This is a genomic window from Candidatus Thalassolituus haligoni (assembly GCF_041222825.1).
Taxonomy (GTDB): Bacteria; Pseudomonadota; Gammaproteobacteria; order Pseudomonadales; family Oceanobacteraceae; genus Oceanobacter; species Oceanobacter antarcticus.
Map to the genome: position 1 here is coordinate 3,248,670 of NZ_CP139482.1, position 18,277 is coordinate 3,266,946.

General features: G+C 56.1%; 18 protein-coding genes. 6 read left to right on the top strand and 12 right to left on the bottom strand.

Annotated features, from left to right (window positions below; translation table 11 throughout):
- Window positions 1-2 precede the first annotated feature (2 nt).
- Window positions 3-452, bottom strand: a complete 450-nt coding sequence (locus tag SOJ49_RS14490) for a type II secretion system protein (RefSeq protein ID WP_369855207.1) — start codon at window positions 450-452, stop codon at window positions 3-5.
- Window positions 453-883: 431 nt separating this feature from the next.
- Between SOJ49_RS14490 and SOJ49_RS14495 the strand changes: the two genes are divergently transcribed.
- Complete coding sequence (locus SOJ49_RS14495; protein WP_369855208.1) at window positions 884-1,651, top strand: 3-hydroxybutyrate dehydrogenase; 768 nt, start codon at window positions 884-886, stop codon at window positions 1,649-1,651.
- A 197-nt stretch (window positions 1,652-1,848) separates the two neighbouring features.
- Here SOJ49_RS14495 and SOJ49_RS14500 read toward each other — a convergent pair whose 3' ends face one another.
- The 8 genes from SOJ49_RS14500 to SOJ49_RS14535 are packed head-to-tail and all read right to left on the bottom strand — an operon-like array spanning window position 1,849 to window position 9,698.
- Window positions 1,849-3,078 (bottom strand): type II secretion system F family protein, encoded by a 1,230-nt coding sequence (locus SOJ49_RS14500; protein ID WP_369855209.1) that lies wholly within the window; start codon window positions 3,076-3,078, stop codon window positions 1,849-1,851.
- The gene (locus SOJ49_RS14505) at window positions 3,078-4,787 is read right to left on the bottom strand and encodes a GspE/PulE family protein (RefSeq protein ID WP_369855210.1); all 1,710 of its coding nucleotides are present in this window, start codon (window positions 4,785-4,787) and stop codon (window positions 3,078-3,080) included. Before SOJ49_RS14505 ends, SOJ49_RS14500 begins: the two co-directional genes overlap by 1 nt.
- A gap of 18 nt (window positions 4,788-4,805) precedes the next feature.
- On the bottom strand, window positions 4,806-5,147 hold the full coding sequence (locus tag SOJ49_RS14510; protein ID WP_369855211.1) for a hypothetical protein: 342 nt from the start codon (window positions 5,145-5,147) through the stop codon (window positions 4,806-4,808).
- 29 nt (window positions 5,148-5,176) lie between these two features.
- On the bottom strand, window positions 5,177-6,853 hold the full coding sequence (mshL, locus tag SOJ49_RS14515; RefSeq protein WP_369855212.1) for a pilus (MSHA type) biogenesis protein MshL: 1,677 nt from the start codon (window positions 6,851-6,853) through the stop codon (window positions 5,177-5,179).
- Complete coding sequence (locus tag SOJ49_RS14520; RefSeq protein WP_369855213.1) at window positions 6,850-7,245, bottom strand: hypothetical protein; 396 nt, start codon at window positions 7,243-7,245, stop codon at window positions 6,850-6,852. The genes mshL and SOJ49_RS14520 overlap by 4 nt, the downstream gene beginning before the upstream one ends.
- The gene (locus tag SOJ49_RS14525; RefSeq protein ID WP_369855214.1) at window positions 7,238-8,023 is read right to left on the bottom strand and encodes a hypothetical protein; all 786 of its coding nucleotides are present in this window, start codon (window positions 8,021-8,023) and stop codon (window positions 7,238-7,240) included. Before SOJ49_RS14525 ends, SOJ49_RS14520 begins: the two co-directional genes overlap by 8 nt.
- Window positions 8,020-8,685: a hypothetical protein gene (locus SOJ49_RS14530; RefSeq protein WP_369855215.1), complete on the bottom strand. Its 666-nt coding sequence runs from the start codon at window positions 8,683-8,685 to the stop codon at window positions 8,020-8,022. The genes SOJ49_RS14525 and SOJ49_RS14530 overlap by 4 nt, the downstream gene beginning before the upstream one ends.
- Window positions 8,685-9,698: a hypothetical protein gene (locus tag SOJ49_RS14535; RefSeq protein WP_369855216.1), complete on the bottom strand. Its 1,014-nt coding sequence runs from the start codon at window positions 9,696-9,698 to the stop codon at window positions 8,685-8,687. The genes SOJ49_RS14530 and SOJ49_RS14535 overlap by 1 nt, the downstream gene beginning before the upstream one ends.
- A gap of 171 nt (window positions 9,699-9,869) precedes the next feature.
- Here SOJ49_RS14535 and trmL point away from each other — a divergent pair, with 171 nt between their 5' ends.
- On the top strand, window positions 9,870-10,361 hold the full coding sequence (gene trmL, locus SOJ49_RS14540) for a tRNA (uridine(34)/cytosine(34)/5-carboxymethylaminomethyluridine(34)-2'-O)-methyltransferase TrmL (RefSeq protein WP_369855217.1): 492 nt from the start codon (window positions 9,870-9,872) through the stop codon (window positions 10,359-10,361).
- 117 nt (window positions 10,362-10,478) lie between these two features.
- On the opposite strand, the gene secB is transcribed toward trmL, so the two are convergent.
- Window positions 10,479-10,952, bottom strand: a complete 474-nt coding sequence (gene secB, locus SOJ49_RS14545) for a protein-export chaperone SecB (protein ID WP_369855218.1) — start codon at window positions 10,950-10,952, stop codon at window positions 10,479-10,481.
- 14 nt (window positions 10,953-10,966) lie between these two features.
- Complete coding sequence (locus SOJ49_RS14550) at window positions 10,967-11,392, bottom strand: rhodanese-like domain-containing protein (RefSeq protein ID WP_369855219.1); 426 nt, start codon at window positions 11,390-11,392, stop codon at window positions 10,967-10,969.
- Between the two features lie 336 nt (window positions 11,393-11,728).
- Between SOJ49_RS14550 and gpmI the strand changes: the two genes are divergently transcribed.
- From gpmI to SOJ49_RS14570, 4 genes are all read left to right on the top strand, one after another.
- Window positions 11,729-13,264 (top strand): 2,3-bisphosphoglycerate-independent phosphoglycerate mutase, encoded by a 1,536-nt coding sequence (gene gpmI, locus SOJ49_RS14555; protein WP_369855220.1) that lies wholly within the window; start codon window positions 11,729-11,731, stop codon window positions 13,262-13,264.
- A gap of 3 nt (window positions 13,265-13,267) precedes the next feature.
- Window positions 13,268-14,419, top strand: coding sequence for a murein hydrolase activator EnvC (locus SOJ49_RS14560; protein WP_369855221.1), 1,152 nt, complete (start codon window positions 13,268-13,270; stop codon window positions 14,417-14,419).
- A gap of 118 nt (window positions 14,420-14,537) precedes the next feature.
- On the top strand, window positions 14,538-15,866 hold the full coding sequence (locus SOJ49_RS14565) for a S41 family peptidase (RefSeq protein WP_369855222.1): 1,329 nt from the start codon (window positions 14,538-14,540) through the stop codon (window positions 15,864-15,866).
- 32 nt (window positions 15,867-15,898) lie between these two features.
- A complete protein-coding gene (locus SOJ49_RS14570; protein WP_369855223.1) occupies window positions 15,899-16,960 on the top strand; it encodes a divergent polysaccharide deacetylase family protein in 1,062 nt (353 codons plus the stop codon).
- Between the two features lie 128 nt (window positions 16,961-17,088).
- Here the strand turns inward: SOJ49_RS14570 and SOJ49_RS14575 are convergent, their stop codons facing one another.
- Window positions 17,089-18,261 carry a porin gene (locus SOJ49_RS14575; protein WP_369855224.1) on the bottom strand — a complete coding sequence of 391 codons (1,173 nt, stop codon included), beginning with the start codon at window positions 18,259-18,261 and terminating at the stop codon, window positions 17,089-17,091.
- Window positions 18,262-18,277 lie beyond the last annotated feature (16 nt).

Genomic DNA, 18,277 nt, shown 5'->3' on the forward strand with positions numbered 1-18,277 from the left:
CATCAACAGCCGGTAGCAACCACTGAAACGACCGGGGTGATATTGGTCGAACCATCGGCTGCTTCGTAACGGGCATAACAGTTGGTTTTGGCCGGTACCAGATCAAACTGCAAAGTGGTAATCGTGGCACCCGCCACGTCTGAGGTGGCGTAATCGGAAATCTGCGCGGAAGCAACAACCCCGGCCGCGTCGGCAGTCGGATAGCCAGAAGCCATCGTCACCACCTGGCCATCCAGGGTCACGGACGACGAGCCGGAATTGCCATCCGCCAACTGCTGGGCATGGGCAATATTGGACGACGAACGTAGCGTACCTGCCAGCGCATTAAGGCTAGCCAGTCGGGCATCACCACCGAGATCCGCAAACCGTGGCAAGGCGAACGCCGACAACACACCCAAAATCACAATCACCATGATCAGCTCGATCAGGGTAAAACCGGAAACACGTTTCATACATCACTCCTGCGTGACATCTGCCTGACTGTCAGGTTACGACCGCAGCAGGGCTACGGCACACACGAGACAGCGAGGATTAATTGATCTGTTCCTCCTAACCATAGATCACAGCATCGTGATTGCCCGCGCTCTTACGAAAAGACACAGAGCCGCCCTGAACCACAACAAAACACGGGAAAAAATACGGAAAAATGACGCCACCAGTGCCACTTACCGACGAATGGCTGGCAGGTTTTCAGAATTTCACAGCCTGATTTGTGTCAGTATGACAAGCCATCAAACGACTATACCCTTGCTACGCCAGCCGCAATCACCACGGCCAGCAGCAAACAGATTACCCGCGCACTCGTAACAAAGATGGATACTCTGTGGTCAGAACGCTTGTTATAGTCAAAACCAAAACCGAAAGGACAGGAGGCTAGACCCACATGAACAACCTGCACATTCTTATTACTGGCGGGGCCAGTGGTATCGGCCTGGGCATTGCCGAACAGCTGGGCAAACAAGGCGCCCGCATCGTGATTTCTGACATCAGTCAGGAAGCCCTGGACAAAGGTCTGGTTCAACTGAGAGAAGAAGGGATCAACGCCACAGCAGTCGCCGCCGATATGTCCGACATCACTGCAATCGATGCCCTGGCAGCCCACTTTACCGACGATCCCATCAACGTGGTGGTCAATAATGCCGGGTTGCAATTTGTTTCCCGCCTGGAAGACTTCCCTGCCGACCGCTGGAAATTGCTGATTGATGTGATGCTGGTTGGCCCCGCCATGTTGTCGCGAGCGCTATTACCGGCCATGCGAGCACAAGGTTTTGGGCGCATCATCAACATTGGCTCGATTCACAGCCTGGTCGCATCGCCCTACAAATCCGCCTATGTCGCCGCCAAACACGGCCTGATTGGTTTTTCCAAGACACTGGCACTGGAAACTGGCGATACCGACATCACCGTCAACACCATCTGTCCGTCGTACGTCAAAACACCGTTGGTTGAAAAGCAGATTGCTTCCCAGGCCAAAGAAAACGGCATTACGGAAGAAGAAGTGATCAACAAAATCATGCTCGAACCAATGCCGAAAAAGCAATTTATCGACATCTCCGAAATTGCCGGCACCGTTGCTTTCCTGGCCAGCCCGGCAGCCAAAAACATCACCGGCCAAACCATGGTGCTGGATGGTGGCTGGGTCGCTCGCTAACACTCACCGTCAGATTAGAGATCCCCTGGGCCGATGGTGCTGCCTATCCGCAACACTGAATCATCGTCGGCAAGCCGCCTTCTACGGCGTCCAGGGGCCATTTCAATCTGATCATCCCGCTCCCTCAGGCCGGGGCCGGGTGGGTGTATTGGTTCCAGGTGTCCTCCACCACATGGACGGTGGTCTATATTTACAGGCTACCCCGCTGCCGCTCCCCGTGCTGCTGCGCCCAGCTCCCAGATCGGTAAAAATACGCCCAGTGCCAGTATCAGTACCAGAATGCCCATCAGCACCAACATCAAGGGTTCCACTGCGTCCGCCAGCTGTTTCAGCTCGTAATCGATTTCTTCCTCGTAAAAATCTGCCACGTCGTTCATCAACTGGTCGATTGAACCGGTCTCTTCGCCCACCGCCATCATTTGTAACACCAGCGGGGTAAACAGCCCGGAACTGGCGGCAGTGCGGGTTAACTGGTCGCCGCGCTCCACTCCGGTCTGCATCAAACGGATCGCCCGACCAACATGACGGTTACCGACACTGTCCGACACAATCGCCAGACAGCGTAATATAGGTACTCCGGCCGACATCATCATCGCCAGTGAGCGGGCAAAGCGCGCCAGTGCCATGCGCCGGAACAAGGAGCCAAAGATCGGCAGCCGCAGTTTTAACGCATCCCAATACACGCCGCCGTCCGGGGTTTTCTGGTATTGCCAGGCGGCTACCACCAGCAAGATCACGCTCAGGACGATCATGGAGCTGTAGTTGGTTGCAAACTCTGAGCTGGCAATCAGCACACGGGTCGCCAATGGCAGCTCCGATCCCATATTTTCAAACACCGGGATAAAGTTCGGAATGACGTACAGTGTGACAATGCTGATGGCTGACACCATCGACATCAGCACCAATGCCGGGTAACGCAACGCGGACTGAAGCCGTTTTGAGGTTTCCTGTTCCATTTCCAGGTGTGCCACCAGAGCTTTGAAGGCTTCTGGCATACGTCCGGTTGTTTCACCGATGTGCAGCATGTTGATATAAATCGGCGAAAACACCTTGGGATGCTGCCGGAAGGCCGACGTCAAATCGCCGCCGGAGGTCAGGGTGTGGGAAATATCAGCCACGATACGTTTGATTTCGACGTTGGGAGACGATTCGGCCAGGCCATTCAAGGCCCGAATAATGGGCACTCCGGCACGGGTCAGTGCCAGCAATTGGCGAGTAAAGATGATTTTTTCAGCCAGTCGGATACGACGGGAATGCCAGAGTGGCATAGCCTCGCGATCGCGGCTGGCTGGTCGGGCATTCAGCCCCAGTACCAGAATCCCCTGCCGTTGCAGCTGCGTCGCGGCACTTTGCTGATCTGCGGCCTGCACCTGACCCGTGACCGCTTGTCCACGGCCATCGCGGCCTCGATAGTCATAACCCGGCATCAACCATTGGCCTCATCAAGGGTGGCAGAAACCCGGAATACTTCTTCCAGCGATGTCCATCCCTGGCGGGCATAGTCCAGCGCAACCAGCCCCAGTGGCCGAAAATCCGGCTGCCGGGCGGCGGCTTCAGCAAAGGCGTTGGCATTATTGTCACGTAATGCGGTGATCAGCGGGCCACGTATTTCAAGCAGTTCATAGATACCGACCCGTCCCTGATAACCGGTGTTATGGCACTGGTGGCAGCCATGGCCACTGCGATAAGAGTGGTCTGCGGCTCCGGCTTCCATGGCGTTCAGCCAGGCACGTTCCTGCTCTTGTAGCGGCTGCGGCTGAATACAATTCGGGCAGAGTCTTTTAATCAATCGCTGTGCTACCACGGCTCGCAGCGATGACGCCACCAGATAGGTATCCACGCCCATATCGAGCAGCCGCATGGCACTGGAAGCGGCGTCGTTGGTGTGTAATGTCGACAGCACCATATGGCCGGTCATGGCTGCTCGCAGACCGATTTCGGCGGTTTCCTGATCACGCATTTCACCCACCAGAACAATATCGGGATCCTGCCGCAAGGCAGCGCGCAGCACCGTGGCAAACTCCAGCCCGACCTTGCTGTTGATCTGTACCTGATTGATGCGGGGTAATCGGTATTCCACCGGATCTTCCGCTGTGATGATTTTTTTCTCTGGCCGGTTGAGCAAATTCAGTGCCGCATACAGAGTGGTGGTTTTGCCACTCCCTGTCGGCCCGGTGACCAGAATCAGCCCATGAGGACGCTGGATCAGATGGCAAAAACGCTGCCGTAATGGCGCTGGCATCCCCAGCCGTTCAATGTCGAGCAAACCGCCGCTCTGATCCAGCAGACGCATCACCACCGATTCGCCAAACGGCACCGGCATGGTCGACAAACGGACATCGATGCTTTTGTTGGATACACGAATATTAAAACGGCCATCCTGAGGCAGGCGTTTTTCCGAGATATCCAGCCCCGACATGATTTTCAGGCGCGACACCAGAGCCGATGCCACCCGTTTTTCTTTCATGATTTGTTCTTGCAAATCACCATCGATGCGCAAACGAATACGCAGCAGGGTTTCTTCCGGCTCGATATGAATATCCGAGGCTTTCACCTGCACCGCATCTTCAAACAGGTTTTGTAACAGTCGCACCACTGGCGCATCGCTGGAATCGGAGTCCAGCGCCATCTGGTCTATGTCAAAATCGCTGGCTTGCAGTTCGCCTTCCAGCTCACCGGCAATCGACGCAATTTGTTCCTGCCGCCGGTAGAGGCTGTCCAGCAAGGTCAGTAATTCCTGCTCACGTACAAAAGCGGGCAGTACCGGCCTACCCAGTGCCCGTTGTAATTCGTCCACCAGCATCAAATCGGTTGGATCCGCCATACCCACTCGATAGCCGCCACCTTCTTCGGCCAAGAGAATGGCGCGATAACGCCTTGCCTGCCGCTCGGGCAGGCGCTGCACCAGTGCCGCATCAATACGAAAGCGGGACAGTTCGATAAAAGGAAAATGGAAACACTCGGCCAATGTCCCCAACAGCTGTTCTTCCGCTAAAAAGCCAAGATCGGTGATGGCGCGCCCGAGCTTCTTGCCCGAACGCTTTTGTTCCGCCAGTGCCTGTTGCAATTGGCTAGCGGTGATCAGCTGGCGCTCCAGCAGCAGATCACCTATGCGGATCTTTTTCGAGGTATCCATCAAATTGCCACTCCTGGCCTAACGCTCGCTGGCCGGATAGCTTTCTGCCACAGAATCATGTGGCACGGGTGTCTGCAGCGACGTCAGATCACTGGCTGGGGATTGCGGTTTTAACGCCGCCACAGCCTCTTGCGCAGCGGCTGCAGGCGTGGTTGCTATGGCTGCAGTCTGTTGCCGCAAGTGTTCGTTACTGGCGTCAATCAGCCAGCCGGTCAGCAGCGCAATGCCAAGCATAATCAGCATGGCACCTGCTAATACCAGCAGTGCGTCTTTAATTGGAAGTTCCCTTTCCGGAGTATCGCGCAGCGCATGGCTACGCGGACGAGTACGCAATTCATGCGTCTCGGCGGGTGCAGTCACAACTGACCCTTTTGTATACCATTGATGGTTCATGGTGTTGGCCCTCCGGGGGTAGATACAGACGGTGCCAGGGTGGAGAAACGGCGATTGATTTCACCAATTTCTTCCACCGGAATGGCTCCGTCCACGATGTGCGGCTGAATCAGAATGACCAGCTCGCTTTGCACACTTTCCTGCCGCTGCTGGCGGAACAGCCAGCCCAGCAGGGGAATATCACCGAGTAACGGTACTCGCGCTTCGGTCGTGACCTTGCGGTTTTGCATCAGACCGCCAATCACCACTACCTGACCGGACTGCGCCCGAATAATGGAATCGGTCTCGCGTACGGTGCTGTAGGCCAGCGGCAGGTTAAATTCCTCGCTCCCCAGCTCAATGGTTTTGACCCGCTCTTCCACCTCGGTCACGGTCGGGTGCACATGCAGGATCACTTCTTGCCCGTTGCTGATCTGAGGGGTGACATCCAGTGCGATGCCAGAGAAAAAGGGCGTCAGTTCAATGTCGGGGCTTTGGGTGCTGCCGGTAGTCGAGGTCGTGGTGGTGGTACTGACTTCAGTAACAAAAAACTCGTCCGACCCCACTTTGATAACGGCTTTCTGGTTGTTCACAGTGGCAATACGCGGACTCGACAACACCCGGACATCACCCTGGGTCTGCAACAATTCCACCGCGCCGGTGAAATCACCCATACTCAAGTTGAGCGAAAAAATACCGCCAATACGATCGGCATTGTCCAGCCCCACACCAGCCTGCCCGGCGGTGACCGAGTTACGGCTGCTAGTGGCGGCCAGCGTGTTCCAGTCGATGCCAGCCTGAAAACCATCGTTCAGGGTGATTTCAAGAATTTTGGTTTCGATCAGCACTTGTTTGCGAATGCTGATCTCGGCCTGGCGCAAATACGCCTCGACCGCTGCCTGAGTCGATGGCATGGCGCGAACAATCGCCAGACCGGCATGAGCATCGACGACCACTTGTGCACCCTCCTCACCCTGTATCAGCAGTTGCAGGGTGGAACCCAGTTGTTGCCAGAAATCCGCTCGGGACGCCGTTTCAACTTCGCTGGAGTTCACTGTCCGACTGCCGGAACCTGAAACGTTAGATCCACTGCCGCCATTACGTTCAACATTGGACACCTGACCACTGCTGACTTGCATGCCAGAACGGCCACTGCGGCTCACATTGAGGTAATCAATCGGATAAATCCGGGTTTGCTGCTGACGCGGCAAAACCTTCACGCCATAACGGGTTTCGATAAAATCATAGCCATGAATATCCCGTACTGCTTCCAGTGTTTCCCGCAGGGTTACCTGTTGTAAATGCAGCGAAATCAGCCCTTTCACCTCCGGGTGCAAGACCAGATTGACCCCTGTACCATGCACCAGGCTGTTAAAAAACACCGCGACCGGGGTGTTATCTGCGATGACATCAAAGCGCTCAACCGCAGCGTTGGTCTTCGCCTTGTCAGCGGTTGTACTCGCCATCAGGTCAGCACCCGCACCCGCACCCGCACCCGTATTAGAGTCTGCGGACAGCGCCCGTTGATCCACAACCTCTGCCGCTGCCGCGACCTGCAGCAGCGGTTCAGCGGCAGCCGATGGTGGTTGCAGTGGCGTCTGGCTACAGCCAGCCAGCGACACCAACCCGGTGAATACTGCAAGCAACAGCCCGAATAGCCGTCGTTGCTGGTGAATTCTCAGAGACCCCGTCATTGTGATTGGTTTCCTTCAGTGGTCGTCTTGTGCTGGCGCGCAGTGGTCGTCTTGTGCTGGTGCGGTTGTGAGCGCAGGGCGCTGTTAACCAGCGTCAGCCGTTGAGTGTCGGTGGCTGATCGCAATAGCACGCCCTCCGTATCAATGCGAATTACCCGATAACCCTGGATACGATCGCCACTGGAGAGCAACTGATTGTTAATCACCACCACCGCCTGACGGCCCAACTGCAGTTGTTGCAACACCAGCGGCTCAGCGGCTACAAACTCGACGGGGGGACGGGATTCATTACTGGCCCAGGCCGGTGGCCGGGTTGGATCCGAATCTGCCTGTACCGTCATGACAGCGGTAAGTGCTGCCCACAGAATGACTCGCAACAAGAGGTTATCCACCGACCACCTCCGCTTGTGTACTCAGAGTGAACACCGTCAGCGACAGCTCTCCCCAGGGATGCTCTTGCAGACGGTAGTCCAGTGACTGCCAATAAATCCGGCCAGGACTGGTATCCAGCAGACGCAGGTAATGGTTGGCGCCACGCCAGGTGGCCTGTAAGCGAATCCTGAAACTGTGTTTCCAGAGCAACGGTGCCTCGGTGATTGGCAGAATCGAAGCAGTCATGGCATTGGCACCAGCCGGTACTGCCGCAGTCTGTACCGCAGAGAGTGATGTCGTGATTGGAGCAGCAAGTGAAAGCGAATCAGCAACCGGTTCTGGCGGCAGATTTTCCAGTGACAGCAAGACCAGCTCCGGCGTTTGCTGCAACACCGGCTCCAGTAATGCCACCATCTGCCTGGGTGCCACTAATTGCTCGGAAAGATTGTCGGCCATCTGGTCCAGCGCCCGCTGTTGTTGCTGCAGACGTTCCAGACGACGTGCCAGTGCCTGATTAGGATCCTGCGGTTGCAGCTGTTGTAAAGCAGCCAACTCGCGATCCAGATCGGCCATTGTCTGCTGTGAGCTCGCCAACAGTTGTTGCTGTTGCTGCCGTTGTTGCCACAAAGGGTCGATACATACCCAGCCTGCCAGTAGCAGTAACACCATCAGAGTGATGGACAGCAGCCGTAATTCTCGCGGTGCCAGCCGCTGCAGTTGCGTAGTCAGCTGAACAACCAGCGCAACAACCAGCGCGTGTTCCAGCCAGTTTTCTGCCCAGCCCGCTCTCCTGCTCATGGCTGTTCTCCCCGGATTATGGGCCATACCGATTCACGCCTGCCGGGCTTCGCGGGTCGGGTGTCCAGAACAAAACCGAACCCCGGCATTTGCCCGGTAATACCTATTTGCTGAAAACGCCGTTGCTGATAGGCCGGCAGTAAACCGAGTTGTGCCAGATAACGGGACACCGCCACCGGCTCGCGCACCTGCCCGGACAAGGCGATCTGCTGGCCCTGATCGCGGATGGCAATCTCTGCCAGCCAGACGTTATTCGACGACACACTGCCCAGCTGGGACAGCAACGGCAGGAACGACTGCGAACCGTCCGGTAGACGACTGTGCCGTTCAATCTGTGTCAGCAAGGCCAGCCGTTGCTGGCTCTGCTGCAAACGTTGTTCGCTGTGCGTTATTTGCTGCTGCAGGCCAGCGTCCGCTTCCGGTATACGCAAACGCTGGTGCTGGCGGCTAATATCGCCCTGACGCAGAACCTCCACCTGTTGTTGTTGCTGCAACCGCGACTGGTTATAACGCCACTCCAATGCCAGCCCGACCACGACCAGCACCAATAAACCCAGCAGTATCAGCAACTGTCGAAGCAGCTGCCGGAACGCTGGCGGCAACCGCACCGGTTGAAATTCGGGCAGGTAAAAATTAACCCGCTGACGGGCTTGCCAACTCATCAAACGGCCTCCCGCCAGAGCGGATCCAGCGCCAGCCAGGCAGCCCCCAGAGCACTGGCTGTCAGCGCGTTACCATCACTTTCAATCCAGTGGCCTAACGACAAACGGCGACAGGGCATGGCAAGACGCTGTTCCAGCGCCAGTAGCAAACTGTCGTCAAGCTCGTCGATCGCAGCCACCAGCCACAACTGCCCCACCACACCCATACCTTGTTGACTGTCGAAATAGTCCAGTGAACGCTGGATTTCCAGCGCCAGCGTATCCAGCCGCTGAAAACCGCCCGCCGCGGGTGCTGACTCGCCGACTGACAGGCTGTCAGACCATGAGCCAGCAACGGTCAACTCGCTATTGTTGTCCAGTTGCGCTAATTCTGTTGTCAGGGCTGCCGCTCCGGTTTGCAGATCGCGGCGTAAATACAGTGCCCCCTGGCTGTAGATCAGCAACCGGCCGTTGTCTTTTTCCAGCTCCAGAATGGCAATACTGGTTTCTGGCTCCAGCGGTTCCAACAGGCCAAGCAAAGCCAGCTCAGTAATCGTCACGGCCTCTATGCGCAACTGTTGCTCGCGGCAATGATTCACCAGCGTCTGCACCGAATCCCGTGGCGAGATCGCCACAAACACCATGTTCTGGCGTCCGCGATAGGCGTCTTCTGGCAACCGAAACGCCTGCACCAGTAATTGTTCCAGCGGTACATCCGCCAGCTCGCCCAGGCGGAAACGCATGGCATCGGCAAGCTCACTGTCTGCCACCGGAAGCGCATCCAGCAGCTGCAGCTGATAGCGATCACTCGGCAACACCAGCACAACACGTACACGCCGACAGGGCAGCTGACGTGCCCAGACACCCAGCGCCTGCCAGTCAGCCAATGGCTGAAAACAATGACCCAGCACCTTGCGCCCACCGTCTGCCGACACCACGCCACTGGCCACCGCTGCCAACGCACCCGATGGATGCAAAGCGATACCGATATAACCGGTGCCAATGTCGGAGCGTGATTGCCAAGGCCAGCGCATAGATTGTCAGTCCAGTTGTTGAATACTGTCAGTGTAGACAGGATTTTGGCGTTTGCCGGTTCAGCCCTGAACCTGTGCCCGGTGGTTACCCATCACCTGTTTGCCAGCATCACTGGTGATCAACGGGGTGAAAACCTATACTGCCCGACCGCTTGTTCGCCGGATAACTGCATGTTTCATATCGTTTTGTTTGAGCCAGAAATTCCACCCAATACCGGCAATATCATTCGCCTGTGCGCCAACACCGGCTGCCAGTTGCACCTGATTGAGCCATTGGGATTCAACATGGAAGAAAAAGCGCTGCGCCGCGCCGGACTGGATTACCACGAATTTGCCTGCGTCAAAACCTACCCCAGCTTTGAACACTTTTTGCAACAGGCACAGCCAGCGCGGCTGTTTCCATTCACCACCAAGGGCAGTACGGTGCATTCATCCGTTGCCCTGCAGCCAGACGACTATTTTATGTTCGGGCCAGAAACCCGTGGCTTGCCAGCCGAGGTACTGCAACAGTTTCCGCCAGCACACTGGCTAAGACTGCCAATGCTGCCGGACAGCCGCAGCCTCAACCTGTCGAATAGCGCCGCAGTGGTGGTGTTTGAAGCCTGGCGGCAAGTGGGATATGAGGGAGCAAAGCTGGCGGGGGACGGGATTAACGGCGATTAAGAGCGCAATAAACGTGGTGAAATATTCGGCAAAAAAGAATCAACAAAAAACGCCCGGCACAGGCCAGGCGTTCTATCGGTCAAACCACTCAGCAAAAACATTGCTTAAAACAAATGCTTAATGAGTTGCTTCCGGTGCGGTTTCAGCTGCAGCCTGTTCGGCTTCCTGCTGCATACGCTGGGCAAACAGGGCATCGAAGTTGATCGGTGCCAGCATCAACGCCGGGAAACCACCTTTCAGTACCAGTCCGTCAACCGACTCACGCAGGTATGGAAACAGGATATTCGGGCACATGGCACCCATCATCGGCTTCAGTTGTTCTTCTGGAATATTGTCGGCCAGGAACAGGCCACACTGCATGACTTCGACCAGAAAAGCCGTTTCGTCATCCGCCAGCTTTGCGGTTGCGGTCACTTTTACAAACACCTCAAAATGGCTGTCGTCGACACGACGGGCACCGGTGTTCAGATCCAGCTTGATTTCTGGCTTCCACTCTTTGGTAAACACAATCGGCGCGTTGGGCACTTCGATCGAAGCGTCTTTGACGTATACGCGTTGCAGAGCAAACTGTGGTTGTTGATTCTCAGACATAAGTATTTCCTGGGTTATTTACGTACTACCGGAAGGTTCTGTGCACTCCACTCCATCATGCCGCCTGCAAGACGTACGGTGTTGAAGCCTTTTTCCTTGAGCATCTTGGCTGCCACCGACACGGTCGTACCGGTTTTGCACACCAATACAATCGGATGGTCTTTATGGGCATTCAGCTCGTTCATCCGCTTGGCCAGCTCGGCAAACGGAATGTTGCGGGCATTGGCCAGATGGCCACCGCTGAACTCTTTTTTATCCCGAATATCAACGACAATCGCGTCTTCACGGTTAATTAATTGGGTCGCCTGAGCCGGAGAAACCGAAGCGCCGCTACGATGTTTGTTGTCAAGCAACAGGGCCGCCATAAATGCGCCCCAGATAGCCACCAGCCACCAGTGGTTACCAATAAATTCGAACACCTGTTCCATAATTCTCGTCATTGCCAGAAAAATCAGGCCCGGAGTATAACCCCTGACTGCGCTACTGTCCCGCCTCTCAAGGGCTCGAAGCAGCGCTCTGTAGTATCAAAGCAGCAGCAAGATAACAGCCGATAACGGACTATTTGTGACAACAGCCGCAACAGCAATATCAATGGGCTGTGCAACCGTTCAGATTCACAGCACCATGGCATGCTGTAGTGCATCAATGTCACATCAATGGCACATCAATCGCGCATGAAGAGCCGATCATCCCACTGAACAACGCTGCGCACTGGGATCAGTAGCTGGCTTTCAGTACAATCAGGGCCATCTGAAAATTACCCACGGTGCAGAATCATGAACAAGCGTCCCACACCTGTTGCATTAATCATTCTTGATGGCTGGGGTTATCGGGCAGAAACCGACAACAACGCCATTGCCAATGCCAACACGCCAACCTGGGATCGCTTGCTGGATGTTTTCCCCAATACCCTGATCCAGACGTCCGGTGAAGCCGTTGGCTTGCCGGATGGCCAAATGGGCAACTCCGAAGTGGGTCATATGAACCTGGGGGCTGGCCGCATCGTGTATCAGAATTTTACTCGCATCAACAAAGCCATTGTCGATGGCGAGCTACAGCAAAACCCGGCGTTGGTGGCAGCCATGGACAAGGCTAAAGCTGCGGGCGGTGCAGTGCACTTTACCGGGTTGCTGTCTCCCGGCGGTGTCCACAGCCATGAAGATCACCTGGTGGCGTTGCTGGATATGGCCAGCGCCCGAGGCATTAGCAAGGTCAGTGTCACCGGTATTCTCGACGGTCGTGATACGCCACCCCGCTCTGCCGCAGAGTCTATTGCCAAAATCGAAGCCAAATGCGCCGCCCTGGGCAACGCTCGCCTGACCGGCATTGTCGGTCGCTACTTTGCGATGGATAGAGACAACCGCTGGGATCGGGTACAGACCGCCTACGACCTGATGACCACCGGCACAGCCCAATACACCGCGAGCCATGGTAGCGATGCCCTGCAGGCAGCCTACGAGCGCGATGAAAACGACGAATTTGTCACCGCGACCCGGATTGGCGAACCGGCCCCCGTACAGGATGGCGATGCCATTATCTGTTTCAACTTCCGCCCGGATCGCTCCCGTGAACTGACCCGGGCCTTTGTCGAAGGCGACGAATTCAGCGGCTTTGAACGTGCAGTACGGCCAGCCCTGAGTGATTTTGTCATGCTGACCGAATACGCCGCCAGTATCGATGCCAGCTGCGCCTTCCCGCCCGAAGCCCTGAGCAACGGCCTGGGAGAATACATTGCCAACCTGGGTATGAAGCAGCTGCGAATTGCCGAAACGGAAAAATACGCCCACGTCACCTTTTTCTTTTCCGGGGGTCAAGAAGCCGAATACGACGGTGAGACCCGCATTCTGATCAACTCTCCCAGCGTTGCAACCTACGACCTGCAACCGGAAATGAGCGCGCCGGAAGTGACCGAAAAACTGGTCGATGCCATCAAAAATGGCGGCTACGATCTGATTGTCTGTAACTACGCCAACGGCGATATGGTCGGTCACACCGGGATATTCGATGCCGCCGTCAAGGCGGCCGAAGCCATTGATACTGCCCTCGAAGCCGTCACCAGTGCCATTCTCGAAGTCGGTGGCGAATGCCTGATCACCGCCGACCATGGCAATGCCGAACAAATGCTCGACGATCAGGGTCGTGCCATGACCCAACACACCACCGGCCCGGTCAATCTGGTCTACGTTAACGAACGGGAACAGGGTGCTATCCATCCTGGCAGGCTGTGTGATGTCGCACCGACCTTGTTGGCGATGATGGGCCTGGAGCAACCCGCCGAAATGACCGGTACTTCTCTGGTGGACTATAGCTGAACCATGAAAACCCCGACGCTGTCCAGCTTGCTGCTGGCCTGTTTGCTGAGCCTCGCCGCCGTCTTCCCTGTTGCTGCCGAAGAATCCGGTGATGCTGCCAAGTTACAGGCATTGAAACAGGATATTGCCAAACTTCAGCAATGGCTAAACCAGGCCAGCGCCGAACACAGCAAGCTGGCGGAGTCGTTACGCAGCACCGATCAGGACATCGGTGCCTTGTCGCGCAAGATCGAAGAAACCCGGCGCTTGCTCCAGGAGGAGCAAGACCGCCTAAAAAAGCTTCGGCAGGATCAGGTGCAGCTCGATGAGCTGCGCACAGGCCATACTGCCCGCTTAAAAGAACAATTACTGGCCGCCTATCGACTGGGGGGCGACAGCCCGATCAAGATGTTGCTTAACCAGGACGATCCGCAACAGGCCCAGCGTATGCTGACCTATTTCAGCTACTTCAATCGTGCCCGCATGGATGAAATCCACCATACCCTCAGCGAACTGGCACGGCTGGAACATATCGCCGACGCCATCGTCGCCCAAGAGCTGCAGCTGCAGGCCACACAACAATCGCTGGATCAGAAAAACAGCCGCCTGAACGAGCAAAAGCAAAAACAAAACAAGCTGCTAGCGCAACTGAACCAGCAAATGAGCAGCGAAAAAACCCGTCTGGCGCAAAAACAGGCCGACCGCAAACGTCTCGAAGCCCTGTTTGATGAAGTACAAACCCTGGTCGAAAAAAGCCCCCGCAAGCAGGATGTACGGCCCTTCAAGGCGCTCAAACACCAACTGCCGAGACCGCTGGCCGGACGTATCATCGCCGCCTATGGCAATCCCAACACCGAAGGGGTCGGACGCTGGGAAGGCTGGCTGATAGCTGCCCCCGAAGGCACCAGCATTCGTGCTGTACACCACGGCCGAGTCGTCTATTCCGATTGGCTGCGTGGCTTTGGTCTGCTGATGATCCTCGACCACGGCGATGGTTACATGACCCTCTATGCTCACAATCAGACGTTGATGTATGACGTTGGAGCCTGGGTCAATCAAGGTGATGTGATTAGTGCTGTCGGCCGCAGTGGCGGACTGCAGGAACCGCGTCTGTATTTTGAAATTCGCTACCGTGGCAAACCACAGGATCCTTCCGCCTGGCTGGTCAAAAAGTAACTTTCACCAGGAACCAGGGCACAAGGGGAATTGAAACTCCGCAGCCGATCGGGAGTCTGCGTTAACAGCTTCCCGCTTTTGTGCCATGCTTCGATCACTGACGACTACGAGAACCTTCATGCAAGCTATTGTTTCCGCTGCCACTGCACTGTCGCTGGCGCTGGCCTTGTCCGCCCCGGTATACGCCGAACAACCACTTTCTGCCGCCAGTGAACCGACCCCTGCGGTAGCACCGCAAGGCGTTCTTCCCCTGGATGAACTGAGAAACTTCGCCGAGGTATTTGAACGTATTCGCAGCGCCTATGTAGAAGAAGTCGATGACGAGACCCTGTTCGGCTATGCCATCAATGGCATGTTGACCGCACTCGACCCTCACTCGGTGTATTTACAGCCCGACGATTTTGCCGAATTGCAAGAAACCACCTCCGGCAAGTTTGGTGGTCTGGGCATGGAAGTCGGCCAACAGGATGGCATGATTATGGTCGTCACTCCGATCGACGATACTCCCGCTGCCAAAGCCGGTATCAAAGCCGGGGATCTGATTGTCAGCCTTGATGGCGAAGCCGTAATAGGCATGTCACTGGGAGATGCCATTGAAAAAATGCGGGGCGAACCCGGCTCCGAAATCACCCTGGAAATACGCCGTCAAGACGAACCCAAAATACTGACCTTTACCCTGATACGCGATGAAATCAAGGTACGCAGTGTACGTTCGGAGCTGCTCAGTGATGATATCGGCTATATCCGCATCACCCAGTTTCAAGAGCAGACCGGTGCAGAGCTGGTGCGCACCTTATCGCAGTGGCAAGCCGACCACAGCGTCAAGGGACTGATTCTGGATCTGCGCAACAACCCTGGTGGCGTGCTTGATGCCGCCGTCGATGTCTGCGATGCCTTTATGGACAGCGGCCTGATCGTCTACACCAAGGGCCGGGTAGACAGTGCAGAAATGAGCTTCTCCGCCAAGAAGGAAACCGTCGCCGGTGCCCTGCCGCTGATCGTGTTGATCAATGGCGGTTCCGCCTCGGCTTCCGAAATTGTGGCTGGTGCGCTGCAGGATCAGCAGCGTGCTGTTGTCGTGGGCACCCAGTCGTTTGGCAAGGGATCGGTGCAAACCGTCTTGCCGTTGGCTGACAACAAGGCGGTCAAACTGACCACGGCGCGCTACTTCACCCCTAACGGTCGTTCCATTCAGGCCAAGGGCATCGTACCTGATATCTGGGTAGAGCAGAGTGATGTCACCCCGCGCGCGCGCAATCGCACCTTTAAGGAAGCCGACTTGCGCGGACACCTGGCCAACCCGCAAAAAGGCCAGCCCGCCGCGACCACCGATATGTCAAAGTCTGACGCCGCAGACGCGAGCGCCGACCAGTTATTAAAAGACTTCCAGCTCTACGAAGCCCATACCCTGTTGCGCGGCATGACCATTCTGGGGGCCAGCCAGTAACCGTGAGTGCCTCGCAGAGGATCTGATTAACCATGACGGCACGACGTTTATGCCTGACACTGTGGCTGTGCTGCTGGGGTTTCCCGGCCAGCGCCGCCGATCTGTTGCTGGTGATTGATGACATCGGCAACAACCGCGCGCTGGGTGAACAACTGCTGACACTGCCCGCGCCAGTGAATATGGCATTTTTGCCACACACCCCTTACGCCGCCCGACTCGCAACAAAAGCCGCAGCACAAGGACACACCGTGCTGTTACACGCGCCGATGGCGAATAAATCCGGTGCCAAATTGGGCCCTGGCGGACTGTACCCGGAGATGAGTAAAGACGAGTTTGACGCCACCTTAAACGCAGACCTTGACGCCATTCCCGCCGTCAGCGGCCTGAATAATCATATGGGCAGCTTGCTGACCCAGGACTGTGAGCGCATGGGTTGGGTGATGGCTATTGCCCGCCAACGCCAACTGTTTTTTATCGACAGCCGTACCACAACCGCCACCTGCGCCAGACAAGCAGCATTGCAAGCCGGCGTGCCGGTACTGGGGAGAGATGTCTTTCTCGATAACGATCGCTCTGCGGAAGCACTGGCGCGGCAGTTTGACAAGGCCGTCGCGATTGCCAGCAAATATGGCAAGGCAGTACTGATTGGCCACCCCTACCCGGAGACCATTACATTTCTCCAGCAGCGGTTGAGTCAGCCAGCCTCCTCCTCTTGGCAGCTGGCAGCATTGAACGACAGGCTTGCAGTCACAACGGCGGCTAAACACCGACTCGCCAGTCTGACGACGACACGGAATATGAGCCACAGGAAAGGCGATGGAGAGGGCAATGGAGAGGGCAATGGAGAGGGCAATGGAGAGGGCAATGGAGAGGGCAATGGAGAGGGCGATGGAGAGGGCGATGGAGCAAGTAACGAGGATCATAGTGATAACGACACCGCTGTGGTTCACACAGCCGATGCCGATCCGCAGTTTCTGAAGCATCAGACCGGGCGACCAGAGTCACTCAGCACCGCCGCCGATCAAAGCATTGGCATACTGCGTTTACCAACCTCCAATAGCAGTCGGCTGCTGCGTATTCATCTGCAACCCTGAACCTCAAAACCCCTGAACCTCAAAACCCCTGAACCTCAACCCCCGAACGTCAAAAACCCGGAAACCAGCCGCCCACCGGCGTCAGCCGGTGGGCGGGTTCGGTTGCTGGTATTCAGTTTCAGTGGATATCAGAACTGGTAACCCATACCCAGGTAGAAGCCATCGGTGTTACCCGCTGCTTCGTTCTGCAGCTGATAATCAAACTTGAAGACAACATCCGCGACCGGATAGTAATTCACACCGGCATTAAACTGGGTCTGGTTCACGTCTTCCACCTGCGACCAGGCAGTATGACGGGCAAACACACCAACCGCCGAAATCGGCCTCCAGGAAACTTCCAGCTGGCCACCATCCTGCACCTGTTTACCTGCGGCTTTGGCAGCGTCGCCAGCCAGATCCCAACGGGCATACATCCCTTTGATCGTGACATCGTTCAGCTGATACACCAGATGGCCACCCAGCAAGGTGGCAGATTCGGCATAGGAATCTTCCGCACTCTGATCCAGATCCGGTTGATACTGGGCATAGGCTGCCAGTTCCAGACCACGTACGCCGGTGTAGCGCAGCCGTAACGTGGAGGCGAGATCGTAGGCATCAGCATTGGAAGCTTTTTGTTTACCGGCTTTCAGGTCAAACGGATCGGCATCGGCATCGGTGGTGGGGTCGTCGGTTTTCATGCCTTCCGACAGCATCACGTCGTAACTCAGGCCACTGGCAAATTGCTGGCTGTACATGATAGCGCCGACATACCAGGTGGTCGGTATGATGGTGGTTTCCAGTACCGGACGCTCAACGCCATAATAAGTGGTTGGCTCGTGGGTTTCGTTCACGATGCCTACCGGCACCAGCTGGATACCGGTCTTCAGCTGTTGCGTATCGGACAGGTCAAATTGCAAAAACGCCTGTTCCAGCTCAACGGCGCCTTCGCCATCGGAACCGGGAACAACGGTATGCTCCACTTCGAATTCCGAGTGAAAATGCACCCGGTCAGAAAAATCGTAACCGACAAACAGAATCCAGCGACGGAAGTCGAGCTGCTTGTCATCAACACCATCAGCACTGAGGTTTTGATAATTCAGTTCACCGTAACCACCAAAGTGAACCTTGCTTAAAGCTGATGCCTGTTGTTGGGCATCGATTGCATCCGCCATCATTTCCATACGACTGTTCAGCGTGTCTTCCAGCTGCTGGATACGTTGCTCCAGCTGGCGAATGGTATCTTGCTGGTCATCGGCAGCCTGTGCCGGGGTAACAAATCCTGTCGCGGCAATCAGCGCCAGAGGGGCCAGGGTGTATTTCATTACGGTATCCTGCTCA

Excerpts from the sequence above, each read along its gene's own strand:
- SOJ49_RS14560 (WP_369855221.1), top strand. The coding sequence starts at position 13,268 with ATGAAAACCCCGACGCTGTCCAGCTTGCTGCTGGCCTGTTTGCTGAGC.
- SOJ49_RS14500 (WP_369855209.1), bottom strand. The coding sequence starts at position 3,078 with ATGCCGGGTTATGACTATCGAGGCCGCGATGGCCGTGGACAAGCGGTC.
- mshL (WP_369855212.1), bottom strand. The coding sequence starts at position 6,853 with ATGACGGGGTCTCTGAGAATTCACCAGCAACGACGGCTATTCGGGCTG.
- SOJ49_RS14495 (WP_369855208.1), top strand. The coding sequence starts at position 884 with ATGAACAACCTGCACATTCTTATTACTGGCGGGGCCAGTGGTATCGGC.
- SOJ49_RS14570 (WP_369855223.1), top strand. The coding sequence starts at position 15,899 with ATGACGGCACGACGTTTATGCCTGACACTGTGGCTGTGCTGCTGGGGT.
- secB (WP_369855218.1), bottom strand. The coding sequence starts at position 10,952 with ATGTCTGAGAATCAACAACCACAGTTTGCTCTGCAACGCGTATACGTC.
- SOJ49_RS14535 (WP_369855216.1), bottom strand. The coding sequence starts at position 9,698 with ATGCGCTGGCCTTGGCAATCACGCTCCGACATTGGCACCGGTTATATC.
- trmL (WP_369855217.1), top strand. The coding sequence starts at position 9,870 with ATGTTTCATATCGTTTTGTTTGAGCCAGAAATTCCACCCAATACCGGC.
- SOJ49_RS14505 (WP_369855210.1), bottom strand. The coding sequence starts at position 4,787 with ATGGATACCTCGAAAAAGATCCGCATAGGTGATCTGCTGCTGGAGCGC.
- gpmI (WP_369855220.1), top strand. The coding sequence starts at position 11,729 with ATGAACAAGCGTCCCACACCTGTTGCATTAATCATTCTTGATGGCTGG.
- SOJ49_RS14530 (WP_369855215.1), bottom strand. The coding sequence starts at position 8,685 with ATGAGTTGGCAAGCCCGTCAGCGGGTTAATTTTTACCTGCCCGAATTT.
- SOJ49_RS14550 (WP_369855219.1), bottom strand. The coding sequence starts at position 11,392 with ATGACGAGAATTATGGAACAGGTGTTCGAATTTATTGGTAACCACTGG.
- SOJ49_RS14565 (WP_369855222.1), top strand. The coding sequence starts at position 14,538 with ATGCAAGCTATTGTTTCCGCTGCCACTGCACTGTCGCTGGCGCTGGCC.
- SOJ49_RS14575 (WP_369855224.1), bottom strand. The coding sequence starts at position 18,261 with ATGAAATACACCCTGGCCCCTCTGGCGCTGATTGCCGCGACAGGATTT.
- SOJ49_RS14490 (WP_369855207.1), bottom strand. The coding sequence starts at position 452 with ATGAAACGTGTTTCCGGTTTTACCCTGATCGAGCTGATCATGGTGATT.
- SOJ49_RS14525 (WP_369855214.1), bottom strand. The coding sequence starts at position 8,023 with ATGAGCAGGAGAGCGGGCTGGGCAGAAAACTGGCTGGAACACGCGCTG.